Below are 16064 nucleotides of genomic sequence, written 5' to 3'. Positions count from 1 at the left end.
CCCGCGACGACATCCACGAAGCGTTCCTCAAACTCGCCTGCTCACTCATCTGCTGGCGACGCTTGCAAGTCACATTGCGTTAGGAGCTCTAAGTGCTGAGCCGGTCGGCATGATCGGTAACCCCGGTCGTGGTCTTGGGCCGGGGTTACTGCGATTCCTCACCGGCGGTGTGAAGTCCGCTCTTTTTCGGGGAGGCTTATTTGCTCCTTGATGTGTCTAGGATGCGCTGCCATGGGCGAATCGAACAGTGAGTCCGCCGCAGGAGTTGTCCTGACCAGGGGCCGTACTCGGATGCGGGTGGAGCGGGGTGCGTTGCTCTGGAGGCGGGGGCGTACGCCCCTCACCGTGCCGGGGTGCAGATCCGCCGGGTCATGGTTCTGGGGGAGTTGGTGACAGTACGCCTCTTCGCGGAGGGGCAGGGGCAGGCCGGTCTGCCATGACGGTCCGGCTTCGCAATACGGCGATGGTCCGCGTGCTCCGCACCGAGATGGAAGCGATCACGAGCGACGCGGAATCCGCGGGGTATCGATAGCCAATCCGGGGGGAGTTGGTGCGCTCATGGCCCCTGCGAATGCTGGCGGGTCTGCGTGATCGGGTGCTGCATGGCAGCCCTTGGTGGCGGCGTGCCTTGTGGTGTTTCGTCCTGGGTTCCCTTGTCTGTGTGGCTGCCGGTGGAGCCCGGCTTCTGGGTCTCATCGCCTGGCCGTGGCTGCCGTGGGGTATGCGCACACCGAGTAGGGGTATCTGCCTCGGGGGCCTTCCGGAGGGCGGCCAGTGCCGGTGCGGTAGCTCGGCCGGCCATAACCCGGCCGAGAGGCCCTCGGCGTCATCAGGCGCTGGCGTAGCGCCACGCTTGTGTCACGTGTGGTCCGGCGTTGCCACTCCCGGTACGGCCCTGCCGGTAGGCGATCGGCGGCGCCGAGGATGAGCCGTGGTTGCACAGTTGGCGGGGGCTGTGTGTAGCTGAGGCTTCTGGCCGGCCGTCGGAATGGCCGGTGCCGCTCGGAGCAGTCCTGGGCCGGTACCACCGTGGGTACCACGGTGCGTTCCACCGTGCGTACCAGGTCGTTTTGGAACTCAGGTGCATTCGTGCAGGTCAGGGCGTGTGGGTATGTGGGTCCTGCTGCTGACACCTCTTCCTTAGGAGGAGGAAGAGGCCCTTTTTCTCCATTTGGGACCGCGCGGTGCGGCGGGAAGAGGTGGGGCGTAAGCCGGCTCGGAGCGTAGCTATGGCTCCGGCTCGTGAGGGTGGTCGCATCCGGTATGTGTTTGTGGGCCCGGATGCGCGGATCGTCGCGTGGTGGGAGGCGGAACGTGCCGAGGCGCCACGGTGACCGGCTGCGGGACTGGCCCGACGTTCTTCTGCAGTGTCGATTCGTGCGGCGCTGTCGGCCGCGCAGACGCCCGTGGGGTGGCTTCCCACGGCTCCCCTCGGCCGTCCGTCGCGGCCACGCGCTCCAGCTTCTGGTGCGGTACGGCCTGGCTCCTGGCGCCGATCGGCCGTCCGCACGCCGAGGCGTCAGTCACCTGCGCGAGGTCGTCGCGCGAAGTTGATTACGGGCGTTATGGCCGATGGTTGATGGGGAGTACACGGGAGGTGGCTGAGTCGTGTCGCATCGGCCGTGGCCGGTCCGCTGCATGGCCGCTGGCTGATGGCCGATATTCCGGCGTCGGCCATGTGTCATGGCTGACGTCGGCCGGTCAGTCATGGCGGTGCGGTGTGCACCCCACGGCGGCGTGTCCGATGCGCTGCGGCGCTGTGATGGCCGTGTCCGATGCGTAGCGAATAGGTCCTGCTCACTGGTGGGTATCCAGGGTGGGGTATGCATTCGGGTATGCGCTGTGCGGTGTGGTGCCCGGGGTATCCGGGGCGGAGCGAGCTGGGTATCCGCGTGGAGGCGGCAGGCTCACCGGAGAGGCGTGGGCGGTCATCTGGTCGGTGGGTGGTGTTCGACCGATGGATGCTCCCGGATTCAGGCAGGCGCATCGGCCGCGGCGCGGGACCGTCACGCAGGTGTCGGCTGTGGCACTTCCAGGGCGTCGGCCATCTTCCTCGCCATGGCCGCCATCTGCGGCGGCAGATAGCTGTCCAGGCGGGTAGAGCCCCTGGCTCTGCCTCAAAGGGGTTCCTCGTGTTGAGGCAGGGCCGGGGCAACCTGCCGTCAGGGGTACGTCGTGTACACCTTGCACGTGGCGCAACCCTTGTGCTGGGCCTCCTGGATGCCCCCACCCATTGACATCCTTGCCCGGGACGGGTCGTACTCCCAGCGGCTCCACTCTCCCCGCCACTTGACCCGTATCCAGGCGCCGCCCTGGCAGGATCCGTCGCTTCCCTTCGTGGTCTCGGCAAGCGCGCTCGTGGTGAAGCCGCCATAGGTTGTTCCGCAGCTTCGTGTCCATTGGACCACGCCCAGCGGGCCTACGGCCGACGTCCAGGCGGGCGTCTGGCTCGCGCCGGGGACGCCGGTGACGATTGCTGCTGGACGGGTGTGCGTTGGAGCGTGATCGGCGTACGCGGGGGCCGAGGCCAGCAGTGCGCCGGTCAGCGCGACCACTGCCGCGCCGGTCATGGAGCGCCGAATCCAGTGCATGGAGTTCTCCTTCGTCGTTGGTCAAGGGCGACTTGGGCGCATAGCCGGTCCTGGGACCCTGATGGCCAAGGCCGGCTGGCTCTCATGGCTTGCCTGATTTTGAGTTTTCGGGAGCTCATTGTTTTTGCGCGATCCTGTGTTCCGCCCCGGCCAAGGGATTCTGCGTGTGCTGGTCAGGGCGGCGACAGCCGACGAGGCCGTTGATCGCGCCGCGGGTGTTGGAGTCACAGGACACCAACGCCCATGTGAGTCCGTCGGCGTGGTGGATGGGCGGGCGGTGGTCTGCGATGAGGTCGCTGGTTGGTTGACGCCTAACAGGCTCCCCGTTCTGGCAGAGCGGCGCGATGCTTTCAGTGAGAGCTGAATTGTTCGTGCATCAGCGGGGTTTGACGTGTTGCGAGTCCACTGCATGTCAAAGGATCTGCTCAGAAGCCGTTCGCTTTCCGAACATGATCGACTGGTTCGGGTGGGTGGGCATGAATTCCCGTCGGTGGCGGGAGAGTTGAGGAGATTCGTCCGGTTGTCGTGTTCGTGGGGTGGCTGGTGCCGTCGGTACTCGGTTTGCTGGAGGCTCGGGAGAAGAAGGTCCGCGAAGAGGTTGCCGGCTGCGGGAGGAGGCTGAGCGGGTGCAGGCCGCGCGCGGAGCCGCCGAAGGCGCCCTTGCGTGGCCGGCGATGCGCGGGCGGTGGTGGCCGAGGTCCTGGCCGATGCTCCCGGCGACGGTGGCGGGCCTGTTTGCGGCGACGGTGGCGGGCTCGATGGTGTCGCACCGGGCCGGGGTGTCGGTGTGGAGGTGCTCGCGCCCGAGTACCAGCGGATCCTCGCGGTCTTTGCGTTGCCGGAGGCGGCCGACGGGCTGCGGGTGAAGCCGATCGCGGTGCGGCTGGGCTGGGGGACGACGCCGGCCCGGATCGAGGGGTGCGCTTGCGGGTGAGGCGGTTGGCCGTACGGGGCTGGGCGCGAGAGGTGCGGCCGAACGTGTTCGCCGCGGTAGCGGAGACGGTGCCTGTCACTGTGGCGTGAGGACCCGTCTCACCATGCCGGTGGGGCAGGTGGCCATCGCCCGGATTCGAACCGGGGTTTCCGCGTCGGGGCGAGCCCGAGCGCGGTGTCCTGGGCCGCTGGACGACGCATGGCCAGGCGGAGCGTATCTCCCCGAACACCGGCGCCGCCTTCTATTTCTCCCACACAGGCCCCAGCGCAAGGTTGGTGAAGGCCGCCGCGGAGTCGGTCGAGGTACGGTAGCGCAGCCCCTCGCTCGCCGCGCAGCTGAGCTGGCCGTGTACCGGCTGGCAGCCACCGACGACGTCCGTGATCAGCTGATGAGTGCGTTCGTGACGCTGTACACGAGCCGGCTGGCCGGCCACACCTCGGATGTGGTCTCGATCTCCTTCGCCACCAAGAGCACGCTCCTGGTCACCGCGAGTTGGGACCGCACGGTCCGGCTGTGGGGCGTCGGGGACGCCCACCGCCCGTCCAGTTGGCTGTCCTGCATCAGCCGGAGCGGCTGCTGTCGGTGGCGTTCGGGTGGGGCGGACGTGTCCTGGCAACGGCGAGCGCGTGATCGGTGCGGTTGTGGGAGGTGGCGAACCGGCGCGTGCCCATCGGGCTGAGCACCCTGCCGGACAAGCGGGTCGCGCCGAGGTGGGTGGCGTTCCGGCCCGGCGGCGACGTCCTCGTCACCGGCCATGCCGATGGTGCGGCGCGGCTGTGGAACGTGCACGATCCCCGGCATCCGCGGCTGCTGGCCACCCTGCCGGGCCACACCGGCATGGTCACCTCGGCGGCGTTCGGCCGGACGGCCGCACGCTGGCGAGAACCGGCGGCACCACGGCCAGGCTGTGGGACGTCACCGACCCCGCGCATCCGCGTCTGCTCGACGTGCTGCGCGGCCATAGCGACACGGTGACCTCGGTGGCGTTCAGCCCTGATGGTCGAGCCGTGGCGACCGGTAGCTGGGATCACACCGCACGGGTCTGGGACGTCAGCGGCAGAGCGCGGGCGCGGCGACCGGCCGTCCTGTTCGGCCATCGCGCGATCGTCTGGTCGGTGGCGTTCAGCCCGGATGGCCGCACGCTCGTCTCGGTCGGCGGGTCCACCCTGTTCTGGGATGTCACCGACCCGGCACACCCCAAGCGCGTCAGCGTGATTGCCGGTGGGGCCTACCAAGCGGCGTTCAGCCCTGAGGGCCGCGTGTTCGCCAACTCCGACCGGCTGTTGGACCTGCGGGATTTGTCACGGGGGACCCACGACGACGTGGTGACGTCTTTGGCGTTCGCCCCGGGCGGCCACGTGCTCGCCAGCGGTAGCTGGGACGGCACCGCACGGCTGTGGCAGGTCACCGGTGGCCGGGCTCTGTGGCTGCTGGCGGTCGTGCTCGCCCATGAATGAGTCGCGCCAGATGTCCCGGGGCGGTGCCCGGTCCCGATCATGGCGTCGGTGAGGTGGCGGACAGGATCGGGGGCGGTTGGTCGGCGGCAACCTCTTGCGGGGTCGGTGTCGGTTGCACCGTGACTCTGGCCGCAGTTCGGTGAAAGCACAGGTCACGGCGGGAAAGCAGCATCGTCCGCCTGGGTGTCGCACGCCGCGGTGATCATCGCGGTCGAGGACGTATGGCGCGGTCGGCTGTCTCGTGATGGCCCGACGGTTTGGCTGGTCACGCCTGGTACTCGGTGAGGTCGATGGCGTGAACGCGCAGCGCAATGCCGTACACCGGGTGTGCCGTCTCGCGCTCCAATACCATGCCGAGCTTGCGGATGACGTTCTCGGAGGCATCGTCACCCACTCGGCTGATGCTGATGACGCGGTCGAGGCCACGGTCCTGGAGTGCGAACTCCAGCGTGGCCTGGGCGGCTTCGGACCCATATCCCTGGCCCCAGAACTGTGAGCCGAGCCGCCAGCTGATCGCCACGGCGGGCCCTACCTCCGGCAGGAACTCAGGCACCGACAGACCCGTGAAGCCGGCCAGTTCACCCGAGCCCAGCAGCTCGACGGCGAAGAGCCCGAAGCCCTCCTCGTCCCACTCCTCCTCCCACCGCTCGATGGCCTCTGCCGTGTGGTCCAGGTCGCGCACCGAGCCGTCGTCGACCCAGTGCATGACTCGCGGGTCTGCGTTGATGTCCGCCATAGGCGCAAGGTCGTCGTCATGCCAGCGACGGAGCAGCAGGCGGGGGGTGCGGATCTCGATCATGGCGCCCATCCTGCCGAAGGCAAGAGCCTCATCGGAAATCGGCACTCGCCGTGCTGGTCCTCCCGAGCCGGTGGTGCGGCCTGTTGTGGTCGCATTGCCGCTACCGTGCAGCGTCTACGGCGTCACATAGCGGGGTGCCGAAAACTGCAGGTGCGCAGCATGGACACCAGCCCGCCTGATGAACGACCACGGCGTTCGGTAACGACGGCGCTGAACTCATCGAGCTGTGCCCGCTGCGCCCCCTTCTGAGACCCCCTTCGCAGACGGCCCGGTGATCACAGGCGAGCGGCCGATCGAGTCGACGCCGGCGACTGCCGGCCTGACCGTTCAGGAACCCCGACGGACCATACTGACCCCATATACGGCGCCCCCTACACGGCGCATACTGGCCCCCTATGACGAAACGATCCGCGCCCCGGCGCCACCTGTCCACGAGCCCCTTCAAAGCCCCGGTTGCTCCGCCGGCCAAGCACTTCGCCCTCGGGGAACGGGTCTCACACGACCGGTACGGCCTGGGCAAGGTCATCGGTGTCGAGGACGGGACCGCGATGCTCGTCGACTTCGGCTCGCACGAAGTGCGAATCGTCGGCCCGTACACGGGACTACACAAGCTATGACCTCGTGAGCTGGCCTGTCACCGAACAAGATTCGAACACTGGCGACGCAGGCGAGGGGTGCTGTCGTACATCGCCTTCGCCCGCGCGACGCTGGACTGGATCGCGACGGCGGTGCCGACCAGGCGGGTCGACGTGTGGCGCGGCGCGTGGGCGACGATGACGAGTTCGCTGAGGCCGGGCGAATCGGCGAAGGTGTGGACGCCCAGCTCGTGCAGCGGTATGTGCCGTGGTCAGACGGAGCGGGAGCCGCAGCTGAACACGGCCACAGACAGCACAGTGCACCGACGCAGCCGTCGTTACCGCAAGGGGTCGACCTCTTCGTCGAGGAGCTCCTCTTCGCTCAACTCGACCCTGAACGGGTGGCCTTCCGGGTCCAGCATCATCACCGACCGCAGATCGGCGGGTTCCTCATGGAGAAGCTTGGCGCCGAGGGAAACGAGCCGTCCGACCTCGTCGGCGATCGTGCCGCATAGCGCCCCGACACTCAGGAACGGGCCGTCGCCTGGAAACGATCGGGCCGCCGACGGTGTGAAGTACAGCTGCTGCGGCTCGTTCCCCTCGACCATCTGCAGGTGAAGGCCATCACTGCCGTCAATCACCGGGCGGAGCAACACCCCGCCCCAGAACCGGGCGAGTGCTGCAGGATCCCGGGCTGGGATGGCCAGGCGCCGTATGCGAGTCGTCACCTTCCCGACCATAGCCGCGCACGGTGGCGACGACACTGCGACACTGCGCCACGTCGTCCCGCCGGGCGGGAAACCGGTCGAGGGACGTATGGCCAAAGAAGGCTGACCGTGGCAGGACGGCGCCGAGGTAAGCCCCCACAACCGTCACGGCCTGGGACGTTCCGCTCGCCGGGACGCCCGGCGGCGACGGCGAGCAATTCCGCCGCGCCAGCCGAAAGCTCCCGGACGAAGTCGGCCCGCTCCTCGGCCATCCAGCATGCGGTGGCCGGGCGGGCCGGCCATGCCGACACCGGTGTGCCCGCCGAGCCGCTGCTGGTCGCAGCCGTGTACTTCAGTTCGGTTTCCGAGCCGGAGCCTCAGCTGCTGACCAGTGTGCGGTCGAGCAGGAAGCAGCTGGTCAACAGTGGCGCCGCAGTCCGGCGGGGCCGAAGGCGTCGGTGTCGGACGTGGCGAACCCGTCAAGGTGCCGGGGCAGCTCTCAAAGGTGTAGTCGACTTCGCGGCGTCCAGTGCTGGGGCTCCTTGAAACCCCCCGGCTCCGCTCTTCGTCCCCCCTTGGTCGTGGGCTTGACCAAGGGGCGGGTCCGTCTGATAGCCGCCAGGTTCGAGGGCGCCGCGGACTGTGTCGGGTGTGGCCGTAGGCCATCGCGGATCGAGACGCTCGACGAGCCCCCGGACCGGCCGTGGCGCTCCCGCCCCCTGCAAGGCCGGCTAGACCCGCTCCTGCGGCTGAGCGCTCTGGCTGGCCCGACTGGACAACCAGAGCGCCAAGGAAGCGCTGGCCGGCACGGTCGCCGGAGGCGGGGTATCACCCCGCCTCCGGGCGGTTCCCCGGCGTCCGGTCAGTGGGTGGCGAGGAGTTCGAGCGTGTCGATCACCCGGTTCGAAAACCCCCACTCGTTGTCGTACCACGCGACCACCTTGACGTGGCGGCCCTCGACGCGGGTGAGGGCCGAGTCAAAGATCGACGAGGCGGGATTGCCCACGATGTCGGACGAGACGAGCGGGTCGTCCGAGTACTCCAGGATGCCGGCGAGCGGCCCCTGCGCCGCGGCGCGGTACGCCGCCAGCACGTCCTCGCGCGTCACGTCGCGGGCGACGGTCGTGTTGAGTTCGACGATCGAGCCCACCGGCACCGGTACACGGATCGAGTCGCCCGACAGCTTGCCGTCGAGGTTCGGCAGCACCAGGCCGATCGCCTTGGCCGCGCCGGTCGTGGTCGGCACGATGTTGACACCGGCGGCCCGGGCGCGACGGGCGTCACGGTGCGGACCGTCCTGCAGGTTCTGCTCCTGCGTGTAGGCGTGCACCGTCGTCATGAACCCGTGCTCGATACCGGCGAGTTCGTCGAGGACCGCGGCCAGCGGCGCGAGCGCGTTGGTGGTGCAGGAGGCGTTGGAGACGATCGTGTGCACGGCCGGGTCGTAGGCATCGGTGTTGACCCCGAACGCGAGCGTGACGTCAGCGCCGTCCGACGGCGCGCTGACGAGCACCTTCTTCGCGCCCGCGTCGAGGTGGGCGCGGGCGGCCTTGGCCGAGGTGAAGCGGCCGGTGGCTTCCAGGACGATGTCGACGCCGAGTTCGCCCCACGGCAGCTGCGCCGGCTCGCGCTCGGCCAACACCGTCATCCGACGGCCGTCGACGACAAGGACATCCCCGTCGACGCCCGTCGGGCGCCCGAGCCGACCGGCTGTGCTGTCGTAGGCGAGCAGCCGGGCGAGAGTGGCAGGCTCCGTCAGGTCGTTGACAGCGACGATCTCAAGCGCGCTGTCACGCTCCAGCAGTGCGCGCAGCACATTGCGCCCGATGCGACCGAATCCGTTGATGGCGATGCGAGTCATAAGTGAGGTCCCTTCCCTTCCCACCAGACTCGCCCGCGGCCCGCGCCGCTGACAGTGGCCAGATCGCCACGGTTCAAAAGGATCCCGCCAAGGATCCCGCCACGCGGCGCCGGGCGGTTACTCGCCCCGGGTGAAGGTGCGCCGGTACTCGCTCGGTGTGGTGCCCAAGATGCGCTGGAAGTGCAGGCGCAGGTTCGCACCGGTGCCGAGCCCGACGTCGGCGGCGACCTGTTCGACACTGCGCTGCGAGCGCTCGAGCAGCTCGCGGGCCAGATCGATGCGGGCACGCATCACCCACTGCATCGGCGTGTAGCCGGTCTCCTCGACGAAGCGCCGGGAGAACGTACGCGGCGAGACCCCGGCCCGCCGCGCCAGTATGTCGAGGGTGAGCGGCTCACCGAGCCGGTGCAGCGCCCACTCGCGGGTGGCGGCGAACCGCTCGCCGAGCGGCTCGGGAACGCCGCGCGGCACGTACTGGGCCTGGCCGCCGCTGCGGTAGGGGGCGGCAACCAGACGCCGAGCCGCGTGGTTGGACGCAGCCACTCCAAGATCGCCGCGCAGGATGTGCAGGCACAGGTCGATGCCGGAGGCGGCGCCGGCCGAGGTGAGCACGCTGCCCTCGTCGACGAACAGCACGTTCTCATCGACCTGAACGAGCGGATGCCTGGCCACCAGCGCCCGCGTGTAGTGCCAGTGCGTCGTGGCGCGCCTACCGTCGAGCAGGCCCGTGGCAGCGAGCGCGAAGGCACCCGTCGAGATGGCAGCGAGCCGCGCGCCCCGGTCGTGGGCGGCGATCAGCGCGTCGACGACGGCCTGCGGCGGGTCGTCGCGGTCCGGGAACCGATAACCGGGAACGAAGACGATATCGGCCCACACAAGCGCGTCCAGGCCGTGGGCGACGCAGTACGCCAGGCCATCACCGCCGGCCACGAGACCGGGCCTCGCCCCGCACACCCGCACCTCGTACGGCATGCTCGCGCGGGTGGTGAAAACCTGCGCGGGAATGCCGACATCGAGCGGCTTCGCACCCTCGAGCACAAGGACGGCGACGCGAAGCAGGCGGGAGGCTGGCACACGAAGAGGGTACGCGGGCGTGACTTGGAGACGCCCCCTGCGCGGACCGGGCAGACCACACACCGCCCGGGCGTCTTCCACCTTGCAGTCCACCGCCCGTCCCACCCTTCACCCAACTCCAGCCGATCCGAGACCAACCCGCACTCAAGAGAACCTCCCCCTCCACGCTCTCCAGACCTCATCAGCACCCCGCCGGGCAGAGCCAGCCGCTCACGGGAAGCACTCAGTTACAGCTTCACAGCCATCGGCCACCTCGCTGGGTGGGGAACAAGAGCAGGCCTCGGGGAACGAGATGAGCGCTGTGGAGAATTCCAGAGCTCTGGCCGCTCTACCGTGAATGATCTCCAGTAGAGGCCGCGGGGTGCTGATACCGACGGGCGCGGCCACACACCGTCACACGGGCGCGGCCACACACCGTCACACGGGCGCGGCCACACACCGTCACACGCGCTCGCCCGCGGAGTCGGTGATGACGGGCTCGGGACCGGTGGGCAGGAGTTCAAGCACCAGAGCCACAGCCTCTTCGGCGGTCTCGACTTCCCGATCACGGCGACAGGACTGCGTCGGCGAACCTTGAACCGTCCGGTCTCCAGGGGCTCGATCGATCCGGCCTGCACAGTCCAGGGGTAGCTGGTGGAACTGCTGAAGAGCAGGGCGAAGTGGCTGGTGAACGGACACAACCGCCGGAGTCGTGGTTGAGCGGCGGCAGCCTCCAACAGCGCAACGATGCCCGGATAGGGGCGCCCGGGCGAGCGGATCTGGTGCACTGCATGCCTCCACCGCCAGCTGAGTCGCAGGGACTGCCAATGGGCCTCGACAACGTCAGCCGGCCCGCGACGGCGTGCTGCCGCTATGTCTGGCGGGTGCGTTCGACGATCTGGGTGCTGGGCGGCTCCGAGGCGGTAACAGCATCGGGGCGGCTCCGGCACCTCGATCACCGTCCCCTCCTCGGCACGTTGCGCAGGCAGTTGCGGTGCTGGTGACAGATCTTCTCCACCGCCGCAGGTTCTGCAACAGGCGCCAGCGATCAGCGACTTCCAGGGCATGAAGGGCAGCATCCCTGACCGCCTTGGTGTAGCGGTGGCCCGATCCCGGCAGATGATCTCCCCTCCGGGATGCTCGGTCAGCCACGCCGCGAACGTCGCAAAGGTGCGATCGGGCAGCACGTCCACGACCCGGCCGGCGCGACGCCGACCAGCACAGTGCCATAGGTACAGCCCTTACGGAAGGCGAACTCGTCCACCCCCAGAACCCGCGACGCACGGGCCGGCACCGTCGGCGCCGTCAACAGCCTGAGCAGCCGGGTCCGGCCCGCGGCCAGCCGCAGGCGGCAGCACAACCGCGCGGCCGGACATCCGCCGACCTCGATCGCGATCGACCACAGCCAGCCTGTCAGCCCGGTGCTGGAGCGGCGGTGCCGCTCTGACAGGCCCGGCAACTGCTCGACGAACGTCTTACGGGAACAGCTCTTCCGGTCACAGAAGTACCGGCGAACCCGCAGCCGGATCACGACCCGACGAGATCCCAACATCCTTTCATCCAAAGCCCGTTGGTACGTGCTGTGTACGCGTCTCGCCTGCTTCCGGCAGTCTGGGAACCGGCCGGGGCGAGCGGCGGACGCGGCCTCCACCACAAGGACGTCGCAGGAGTCGCTGACGCACTCCACTCGCACATCGACCCCGGGAAACAGCACAGCCTCGACCGTCTTGCTCGCCATGCCGGGACATACTCTGCCGAAACGATCCCTCGCTCACTTCGCTGACCTGGGGATTCACGGAACTGCGGCCAAAGCCAATTCCACAGAGCCTCAACAACGCGGCAAGGCAGCGTGCAGCACCGCGTGCATCCCCTTTCCGTGGCCGGAGCGGGCGCGCTCCCGACGAACAACCCGGCCTTGTACTGGTCGCAGGCCACATCGCGGATGCGAACCTGCCAGCCCTCCAGGTGCGTTCGTCGGCACGGCCGACTTCGGCCACAGTTGCGAAAGGGATACTGCCGCTGGGTCGTCCACCCGACTGTGCGCCATCAGCGACCAGATTCGCTCTGACGTCCTCGAGTTCCTGGACCCTGCGGTGGAGCCCGAGTTCCTGCTCGACGGTAGAGCGTGCCGACACCACCTCGGCGGCCTCACTCTGCAAGGGGCGTAGTCCCTCGTCGATCAGACGATCTCTTCGTCGGCCTGCCCGGCCTGAGCCTGCTTCCGGCGCGCTGTGCGGTGATGTCCTCACGCTGCTTCGCTGACCATCACCGACGGGCAAGATCCCAATCGTACTGACTACGCAGGAGGCCGAAACGCCCCAGCAGGTCACCGACTTCCGCCAGGCGCCGGTCGAGCCGGCCCAGGGCAACCGACAAGCCTGCCCTGCGCGCCACCGCGTCCGCATGCCAGGCGTGACTCCCGCAGTGAGACCGCCGCGGTGCCCTGATGCGTCAGAATCCGCCGCAACCGAGAACAGGCGCGGCCGGGACAACGGCGCAAGCACGACAAGCACCGCCCCGTCGCCGCACTGGACCTGGAGACCGGCCAGTCCACCACCCTGCACTGACACGTCTCAGCCGAACTGGGGCGGGTCGCACGGTTTTGGCCGCCCGGGCCCGCCGCCGGCTACCTCGAAGCGTTCTTGCCCCTCGTCATGTCCATCGCATGCCGATGGCGGACAGTGCCTGTATCCGCTTCGGGGGCAGTGTCGCGGCTCGGGAGCGTTGGTTGCTGATCCAGGCCCCGAGCCGGAACTGCAGCTCCCGGCCGTCGATGGAGAGTACGGTCTCGACATGCTTGCGGGGTACGTTCAGGTGCCCTTCACGTTCGTAGTATTGGGTGGCGGCGGTGAGGTTGGCGGCCCATTTGTCGGCCTGTGTACGGCGCGGCTTCGGCTTCTCGTCCTCGGTTGCGCGTTCGATCCCGAGGATGTGCTCGCACATCCACTGCTGCGCACCGGCGAGCTTCTCCCGGCCGAGTCGGACCGACTTCACCCACCGCCCCAGGTCCTCGCCCTGGTGCACGACCATGTCCGGCTCGGTCGGCAGCGTGCCGCCTGCTTCCAGGTGCAGCCGGGCCAGGTGGAAGCAGCGCTGCCACTGCACCGGCCAGCTCGGGCACCACGACGGGTCGATGTCCTCCAGCTGCTCGCGCCGCTCCTGCGTCAGCGCCCCGGCCGAGGACCCCGCCGGCAGGCCTTCGGCACGACGCTGCTCGATCCTGGCGGCCTTGCGGGCGGCAGCGCGCGCGTTCTTCAGCCAGATCCCCACCTTGTAGCCCTTGTGGGTCGCGTCCAGCGGAGCCAACAGGTGGCCGTTGTCGGCGGCCCACCCACGCGCCGCCGACAACCCTTCCTCCCACGCGACGTCGTAGTGCGACCAGATCATGCCGAGCTTCTCCAGCTGCGCCACGCGGTCCTCGTCCATGTCCCCGCGGGCGTAGAACCGGCGAACGTCGGCGATCCACTGCCCCAGCGGGAAGTTCCTGAGCGAGGCCGGCCACCCCTCCGCCTCCTGGTCCCCGGGGACGCGGTACGTGAACGGCACCTTCAGGCCGTCGTGCTCGCGGGCGTAGATGGCGCAGGCCTCCGCGCCACGTCGCCAGTGCTCGTGTTCTGGGTTGAGGACCCGCAGGTTGATGAACGCCGCCAGCTGCGCGGGGTCGCGAGGCGTGCTGAATTTCAACAGCGCCCGAGCCGGCTTCGACAGTCCCTGCTCGTGGCTCCGCTCCTCGCTGCCCTGGCCCCCCCACAGGCTCTGGACGCCCGTGGAGCGGCTTTGCGCCTGCGGCTGGGCAAATGCCTCCACCACGCGGGTGTCGTGCGCTCTGAGGGCTTCTAGCAGCTTCGCCAACCCGCCGAACGCCTGTGAGGTGAGCATGTTGTCCGCCGTCTCGCCCGGCCCGAGCAGGACCGGCACCACGAGCGAGGCGATCTTGCCCTCTCCGGGCTGCATCCGCAGCGCGCGGCCCACGGCCTGGACGAGGTCGGGCATGGAACCGCGTACGTCGGCCCAGTAGACGGAGTCGCAGTTCTTGGTGTCGACGCCCTCGCCCAGGACCTTCACCGAACCCAGGAAGCCCTTCTCCACGACCGTGCCGTCCGTGGCGATACCGTCGGCGAACTCGCCCAGGACGCGGCGACGGCGGCGGGGCTTGTGCTCGCCGCACAGCCAGCCCGCCCAGATGGTGCGCGGGTAGAGCTCGGGGTCGGCGGCATGCAGCCGCGCGGCGACGTCGGGAAGGCCGGCCGCGAAAGCCTCAGCCTCCTTCACCACGTGGTGGAAGACGAGCGAGCGCCGGAAGCCTTCCTCGACCGAAGCCTTCACCAGAGCAGTCTGCAGAGCCGCGAGACGGGCGCCGCGCACCCGGTCCGAGCGACCCTCGACGCCCAGCAGCTGGGCGACCTGGAGCTGGGCGTCGGTAATGTCCACGCACACCACCTGGTACGGCGCGCAGATCCCCCGATCGATCGCCTCCGACAGCGTGAGGGTGTAGCAACGGGCCCCGAACGGCCCGTCCGGATCGTCCTCCATGCTCGCCACCAGCTCACCCGGCGCGCCCTGCTCGGAGTCCTCGTCCAGATGCCACAGCCGGGGCGTGGCCGTCATGTACAGCCGCCGCAGGGACGGGATGCGGGTGTTGTCGTGGACGACCGCCCACGGCTTGCCGATCCGGCCCGAGGTCCGATGGGCCTCATCGACCACGATCAGGTCCCAGCCCGGGAGGCCGCCCTTGTGCGCCCGCTCCAGCGTGCCGAGCCCGAGGGACGCGTACGTAGCGAACACAGTCACCCTGTCGAACGGCCGCACCCAGTCGACCAGCTCTCCCACATCCGTGGTGTTCGGGAAGACCACATCTTCCCCGCGCAGGGACGAGACCCCCACCATCGGCCCCCGGCGGCCACCCTCGCGCCACGCAGCCTCGGTCTGGACCAGGAGGTCCAAAACTGGGCACGACCACCAGCACACGGCCCGCGTGGAGCTCCTCCGCACTGCGCACAGCGACCAGGCTCTTGCCGGAACCAGTCGCCATGACCACCTGCGTACGGAGTCCACGCGAAGGCACCCGCGCACCTGCAGGCAGTTCGAGTGCACGCAGGACCGCGTCCACGGCCTCCCGCTGATGAGCCCGCAGCACCATCCTCGCCATACAACGACCCCTTCGATCACCTGACCACGCGACAAGGCCGACCGTCGCACGGTGGGCTACACTCAATCCATACTTTATCTGTAACTCAAAATGAAGCACTACACCTCCGAGCCCGGAGCACCCCTGACACGCACCGGCACCGGCTAGCCTCGCCGGATGCAATGGGGATCACTGATAGCACGGCGCTGGGCGCGGTGATCGGCGTCCTGGCGACACTCACCGCCGACCTGTCCAGAGCCAAACGCACCCGTCAAGACAACGAGCACAACACCCGACGTCAGCTCTACGCCGACTACCTGGCTGCCCTGGCACGCACCCGAAACAACCTCCGACTCGCAGCGCGCTCCGCCCACACCACACCCGAGGAACGAGCCCGCAAAGCCATCGAGGCCTTCAAAGAGGGAAACGCCTACGAACGCGCTACCAGGTAGCCCTCATTGCTCCAGCGTCAGTTATCGAAGCATCCACCCTGGCCTTCCGGACCCTAAGAGACCTAAGAGACCTAAGAGACCTAAGAGACCTAAGAGACCTGAGAGACCTGAGAGACCTGGTCGAAGAGGGAGCCCTCCACACCGACCACAACTACCTCGACCTCAGAGATCACTGGGAAGAGCGCTTCGCCGAACTCCGCACCGCCATGCGCATCAACCTCGACGGCACAACACCCCACCCCCAGTAGCCAGCCGCCCGCGCTAGCGGGCCAGGCCTGGAGGCGAAGCCGAAAGGCCCAAGGGGAGCGAAGCGACCCGATGCGCGAAGCGCACTCAGATCCCAAGCGAAGCACGGGATCTGACGGCCCGACAGGGCCGAGCCCAGGGCGAAGCCCGGGCAACTGGGGTGCGCAGCACCCCAGTCCGACCCGCGAAGCGGGTCGGACCACCGAGCGAAGCGAGGTGGTCCGCTTGCACAGCGCGCAGCGCTGTGGGACCCGCTCCGCG

Annotated in this window: 13 protein-coding genes, 1 tRNA gene and 1 pseudogene; 6 read left to right on the top strand and 9 right to left on the bottom strand. The window is 68.7% G+C overall.

Annotation, left to right across the window (positions count from 1 at the left end; all coding sequences use genetic code 11):
- Window positions 1-2162 precede the first annotated feature (2162 nt).
- Window positions 2163-2591 carry a hypothetical protein gene (locus AB0C96_RS42155; RefSeq protein ID WP_362925503.1) on the bottom strand — a complete coding sequence of 143 codons (429 nt, stop codon included), beginning with the start codon at window positions 2589-2591 and terminating at the stop codon, window positions 2163-2165.
- A gap of 664 nt (window positions 2592-3255) precedes the next feature.
- Between AB0C96_RS42155 and AB0C96_RS42150 the strand changes: the two genes are divergently transcribed.
- Complete coding sequence (locus AB0C96_RS42150) at window positions 3256-3525, top strand: hypothetical protein (protein WP_362925501.1); 270 nt, start codon at window positions 3256-3258, stop codon at window positions 3523-3525.
- 119 nt (window positions 3526-3644) lie between these two features.
- Here the strand turns inward: AB0C96_RS42150 and AB0C96_RS42145 are convergent.
- A tRNA-OTHER gene (locus tag AB0C96_RS42145) sits at window positions 3645-3729 on the bottom strand.
- Between the two features lie 184 nt (window positions 3730-3913).
- Between AB0C96_RS42145 and AB0C96_RS42140 the strand changes: the two genes are divergently transcribed.
- Genes AB0C96_RS42140 through AB0C96_RS42130 form a run of 3 tightly spaced genes read left to right on the top strand, consistent with a single transcriptional unit; the run spans window position 3914 to window position 4982 of the window.
- Entirely contained in the window at window positions 3914-4204 is a 291-nt protein-coding gene (locus AB0C96_RS42140; protein WP_362925500.1) for a hypothetical protein, read from the top strand.
- Complete coding sequence (locus AB0C96_RS42135; protein WP_362925499.1) at window positions 4189-4500, top strand: hypothetical protein; 312 nt, start codon at window positions 4189-4191, stop codon at window positions 4498-4500. Before AB0C96_RS42140 ends, AB0C96_RS42135 begins: the two co-directional genes overlap by 16 nt.
- Before the next feature lie 5 nt (window positions 4501-4505).
- The gene (locus tag AB0C96_RS42130; protein ID WP_362925497.1) at window positions 4506-4982 is read left to right on the top strand and encodes a hypothetical protein; all 477 of its coding nucleotides are present in this window, start codon (window positions 4506-4508) and stop codon (window positions 4980-4982) included.
- 265 nt (window positions 4983-5247) lie between these two features.
- Here AB0C96_RS42130 and AB0C96_RS42125 read toward each other — a convergent pair whose 3' ends face one another.
- Entirely contained in the window at window positions 5248-5781 is a 534-nt protein-coding gene (locus tag AB0C96_RS42125) for a GNAT family N-acetyltransferase (protein ID WP_362925496.1), read from the bottom strand.
- A 395-nt stretch (window positions 5782-6176) separates the two neighbouring features.
- On the opposite strand from AB0C96_RS42125, the gene AB0C96_RS42120 reads away from it, so the two are divergent.
- Window positions 6177-6398 carry a hypothetical protein gene (locus AB0C96_RS42120; protein ID WP_362925494.1) on the top strand — a complete coding sequence of 74 codons (222 nt, stop codon included), beginning with the start codon at window positions 6177-6179 and terminating at the stop codon, window positions 6396-6398.
- A 296-nt stretch (window positions 6399-6694) separates the two neighbouring features.
- Here AB0C96_RS42120 and AB0C96_RS42115 read toward each other — a convergent pair whose 3' ends face one another.
- The 6 genes and pseudogenes from AB0C96_RS42115 to AB0C96_RS42090 form a co-directional block, all read right to left on the bottom strand.
- The gene (locus tag AB0C96_RS42115) at window positions 6695-7084 is read right to left on the bottom strand and encodes a VOC family protein (protein ID WP_362925493.1); all 390 of its coding nucleotides are present in this window, start codon (window positions 7082-7084) and stop codon (window positions 6695-6697) included.
- An 841-nt stretch (window positions 7085-7925) separates the two neighbouring features.
- The gene (gap, locus tag AB0C96_RS42110) at window positions 7926-8924 is read right to left on the bottom strand and encodes a type I glyceraldehyde-3-phosphate dehydrogenase (protein WP_362925491.1); all 999 of its coding nucleotides are present in this window, start codon (window positions 8922-8924) and stop codon (window positions 7926-7928) included.
- A 117-nt stretch (window positions 8925-9041) separates the two neighbouring features.
- Window positions 9042-9998, bottom strand: coding sequence for a helix-turn-helix domain-containing protein (locus tag AB0C96_RS42105; RefSeq protein ID WP_362925489.1), 957 nt, complete (start codon window positions 9996-9998; stop codon window positions 9042-9044).
- A 227-nt stretch (window positions 9999-10225) separates the two neighbouring features.
- Entirely contained in the window at window positions 10226-11044 is an 819-nt protein-coding gene (locus AB0C96_RS42100; protein ID WP_362925504.1) for a DUF6193 family natural product biosynthesis protein, read from the bottom strand.
- 77 nt (window positions 11045-11121) lie between these two features.
- Window positions 11122-11715, bottom strand: a complete 594-nt coding sequence (locus AB0C96_RS42095; protein WP_362925487.1) for a hypothetical protein — start codon at window positions 11713-11715, stop codon at window positions 11122-11124.
- A 914-nt stretch (window positions 11716-12629) separates the two neighbouring features.
- Window positions 12630-15126 (bottom strand): annotated as a pseudogene (locus AB0C96_RS42090) (Helicase associated domain protein).
- Window positions 15127-15287: 161 nt separating this feature from the next.
- On the opposite strand from AB0C96_RS42090, the gene AB0C96_RS42085 reads away from it, so the two are divergent.
- A complete protein-coding gene (locus tag AB0C96_RS42085; RefSeq protein WP_362925485.1) occupies window positions 15288-15557 on the top strand; it encodes a hypothetical protein in 270 nt (89 codons plus the stop codon).
- The last annotated feature ends 507 nt before the right edge of the window (window positions 15558-16064 follow it).

The organism is Streptomyces sp. NPDC048506, assembly GCF_040651315.1.
Lineage (GTDB): Bacteria > Actinomycetota > Actinomycetes > Streptomycetales > Streptomycetaceae > Streptomyces.
Note: the sequence above shows the minus strand (reverse complement) of the source record. Positions and strands in the feature narration are given on the sequence as shown.

Bases quoted from the DNA above. Each gene is read 5' to 3' on its own strand.
- AB0C96_RS42155 (WP_362925503.1), bottom strand. From the start codon at position 2,591: ATGCACTGGATTCGGCGCTCCATGACCGGCGCGGCAGTGGTCGCGCTG.
- AB0C96_RS42140 (WP_362925500.1), top strand. From the start codon at position 3,914: ATGAGTGCGTTCGTGACGCTGTACACGAGCCGGCTGGCCGGCCACACC.
- AB0C96_RS42125 (WP_362925496.1), bottom strand. From the start codon at position 5,781: ATGATCGAGATCCGCACCCCCCGCCTGCTGCTCCGTCGCTGGCATGAC.
- AB0C96_RS42120 (WP_362925494.1), top strand. From the start codon at position 6,177: ATGACGAAACGATCCGCGCCCCGGCGCCACCTGTCCACGAGCCCCTTC.
- gap (WP_362925491.1), bottom strand. From the start codon at position 8,924: ATGACTCGCATCGCCATCAACGGATTCGGTCGCATCGGGCGCAATGTG.
- AB0C96_RS42100 (WP_362925504.1), bottom strand. From the start codon at position 11,044: ATGCCCTGGAAGTCGCTGATCGCTGGCGCCTGTTGCAGAACCTGCGGC.
- AB0C96_RS42095 (WP_362925487.1), bottom strand. From the start codon at position 11,715: ATGGCGAGCAAGACGGTCGAGGCTGTGCTGTTTCCCGGGGTCGATGTG.
- AB0C96_RS42085 (WP_362925485.1), top strand. From the start codon at position 15,288: ATGGGGATCACTGATAGCACGGCGCTGGGCGCGGTGATCGGCGTCCTG.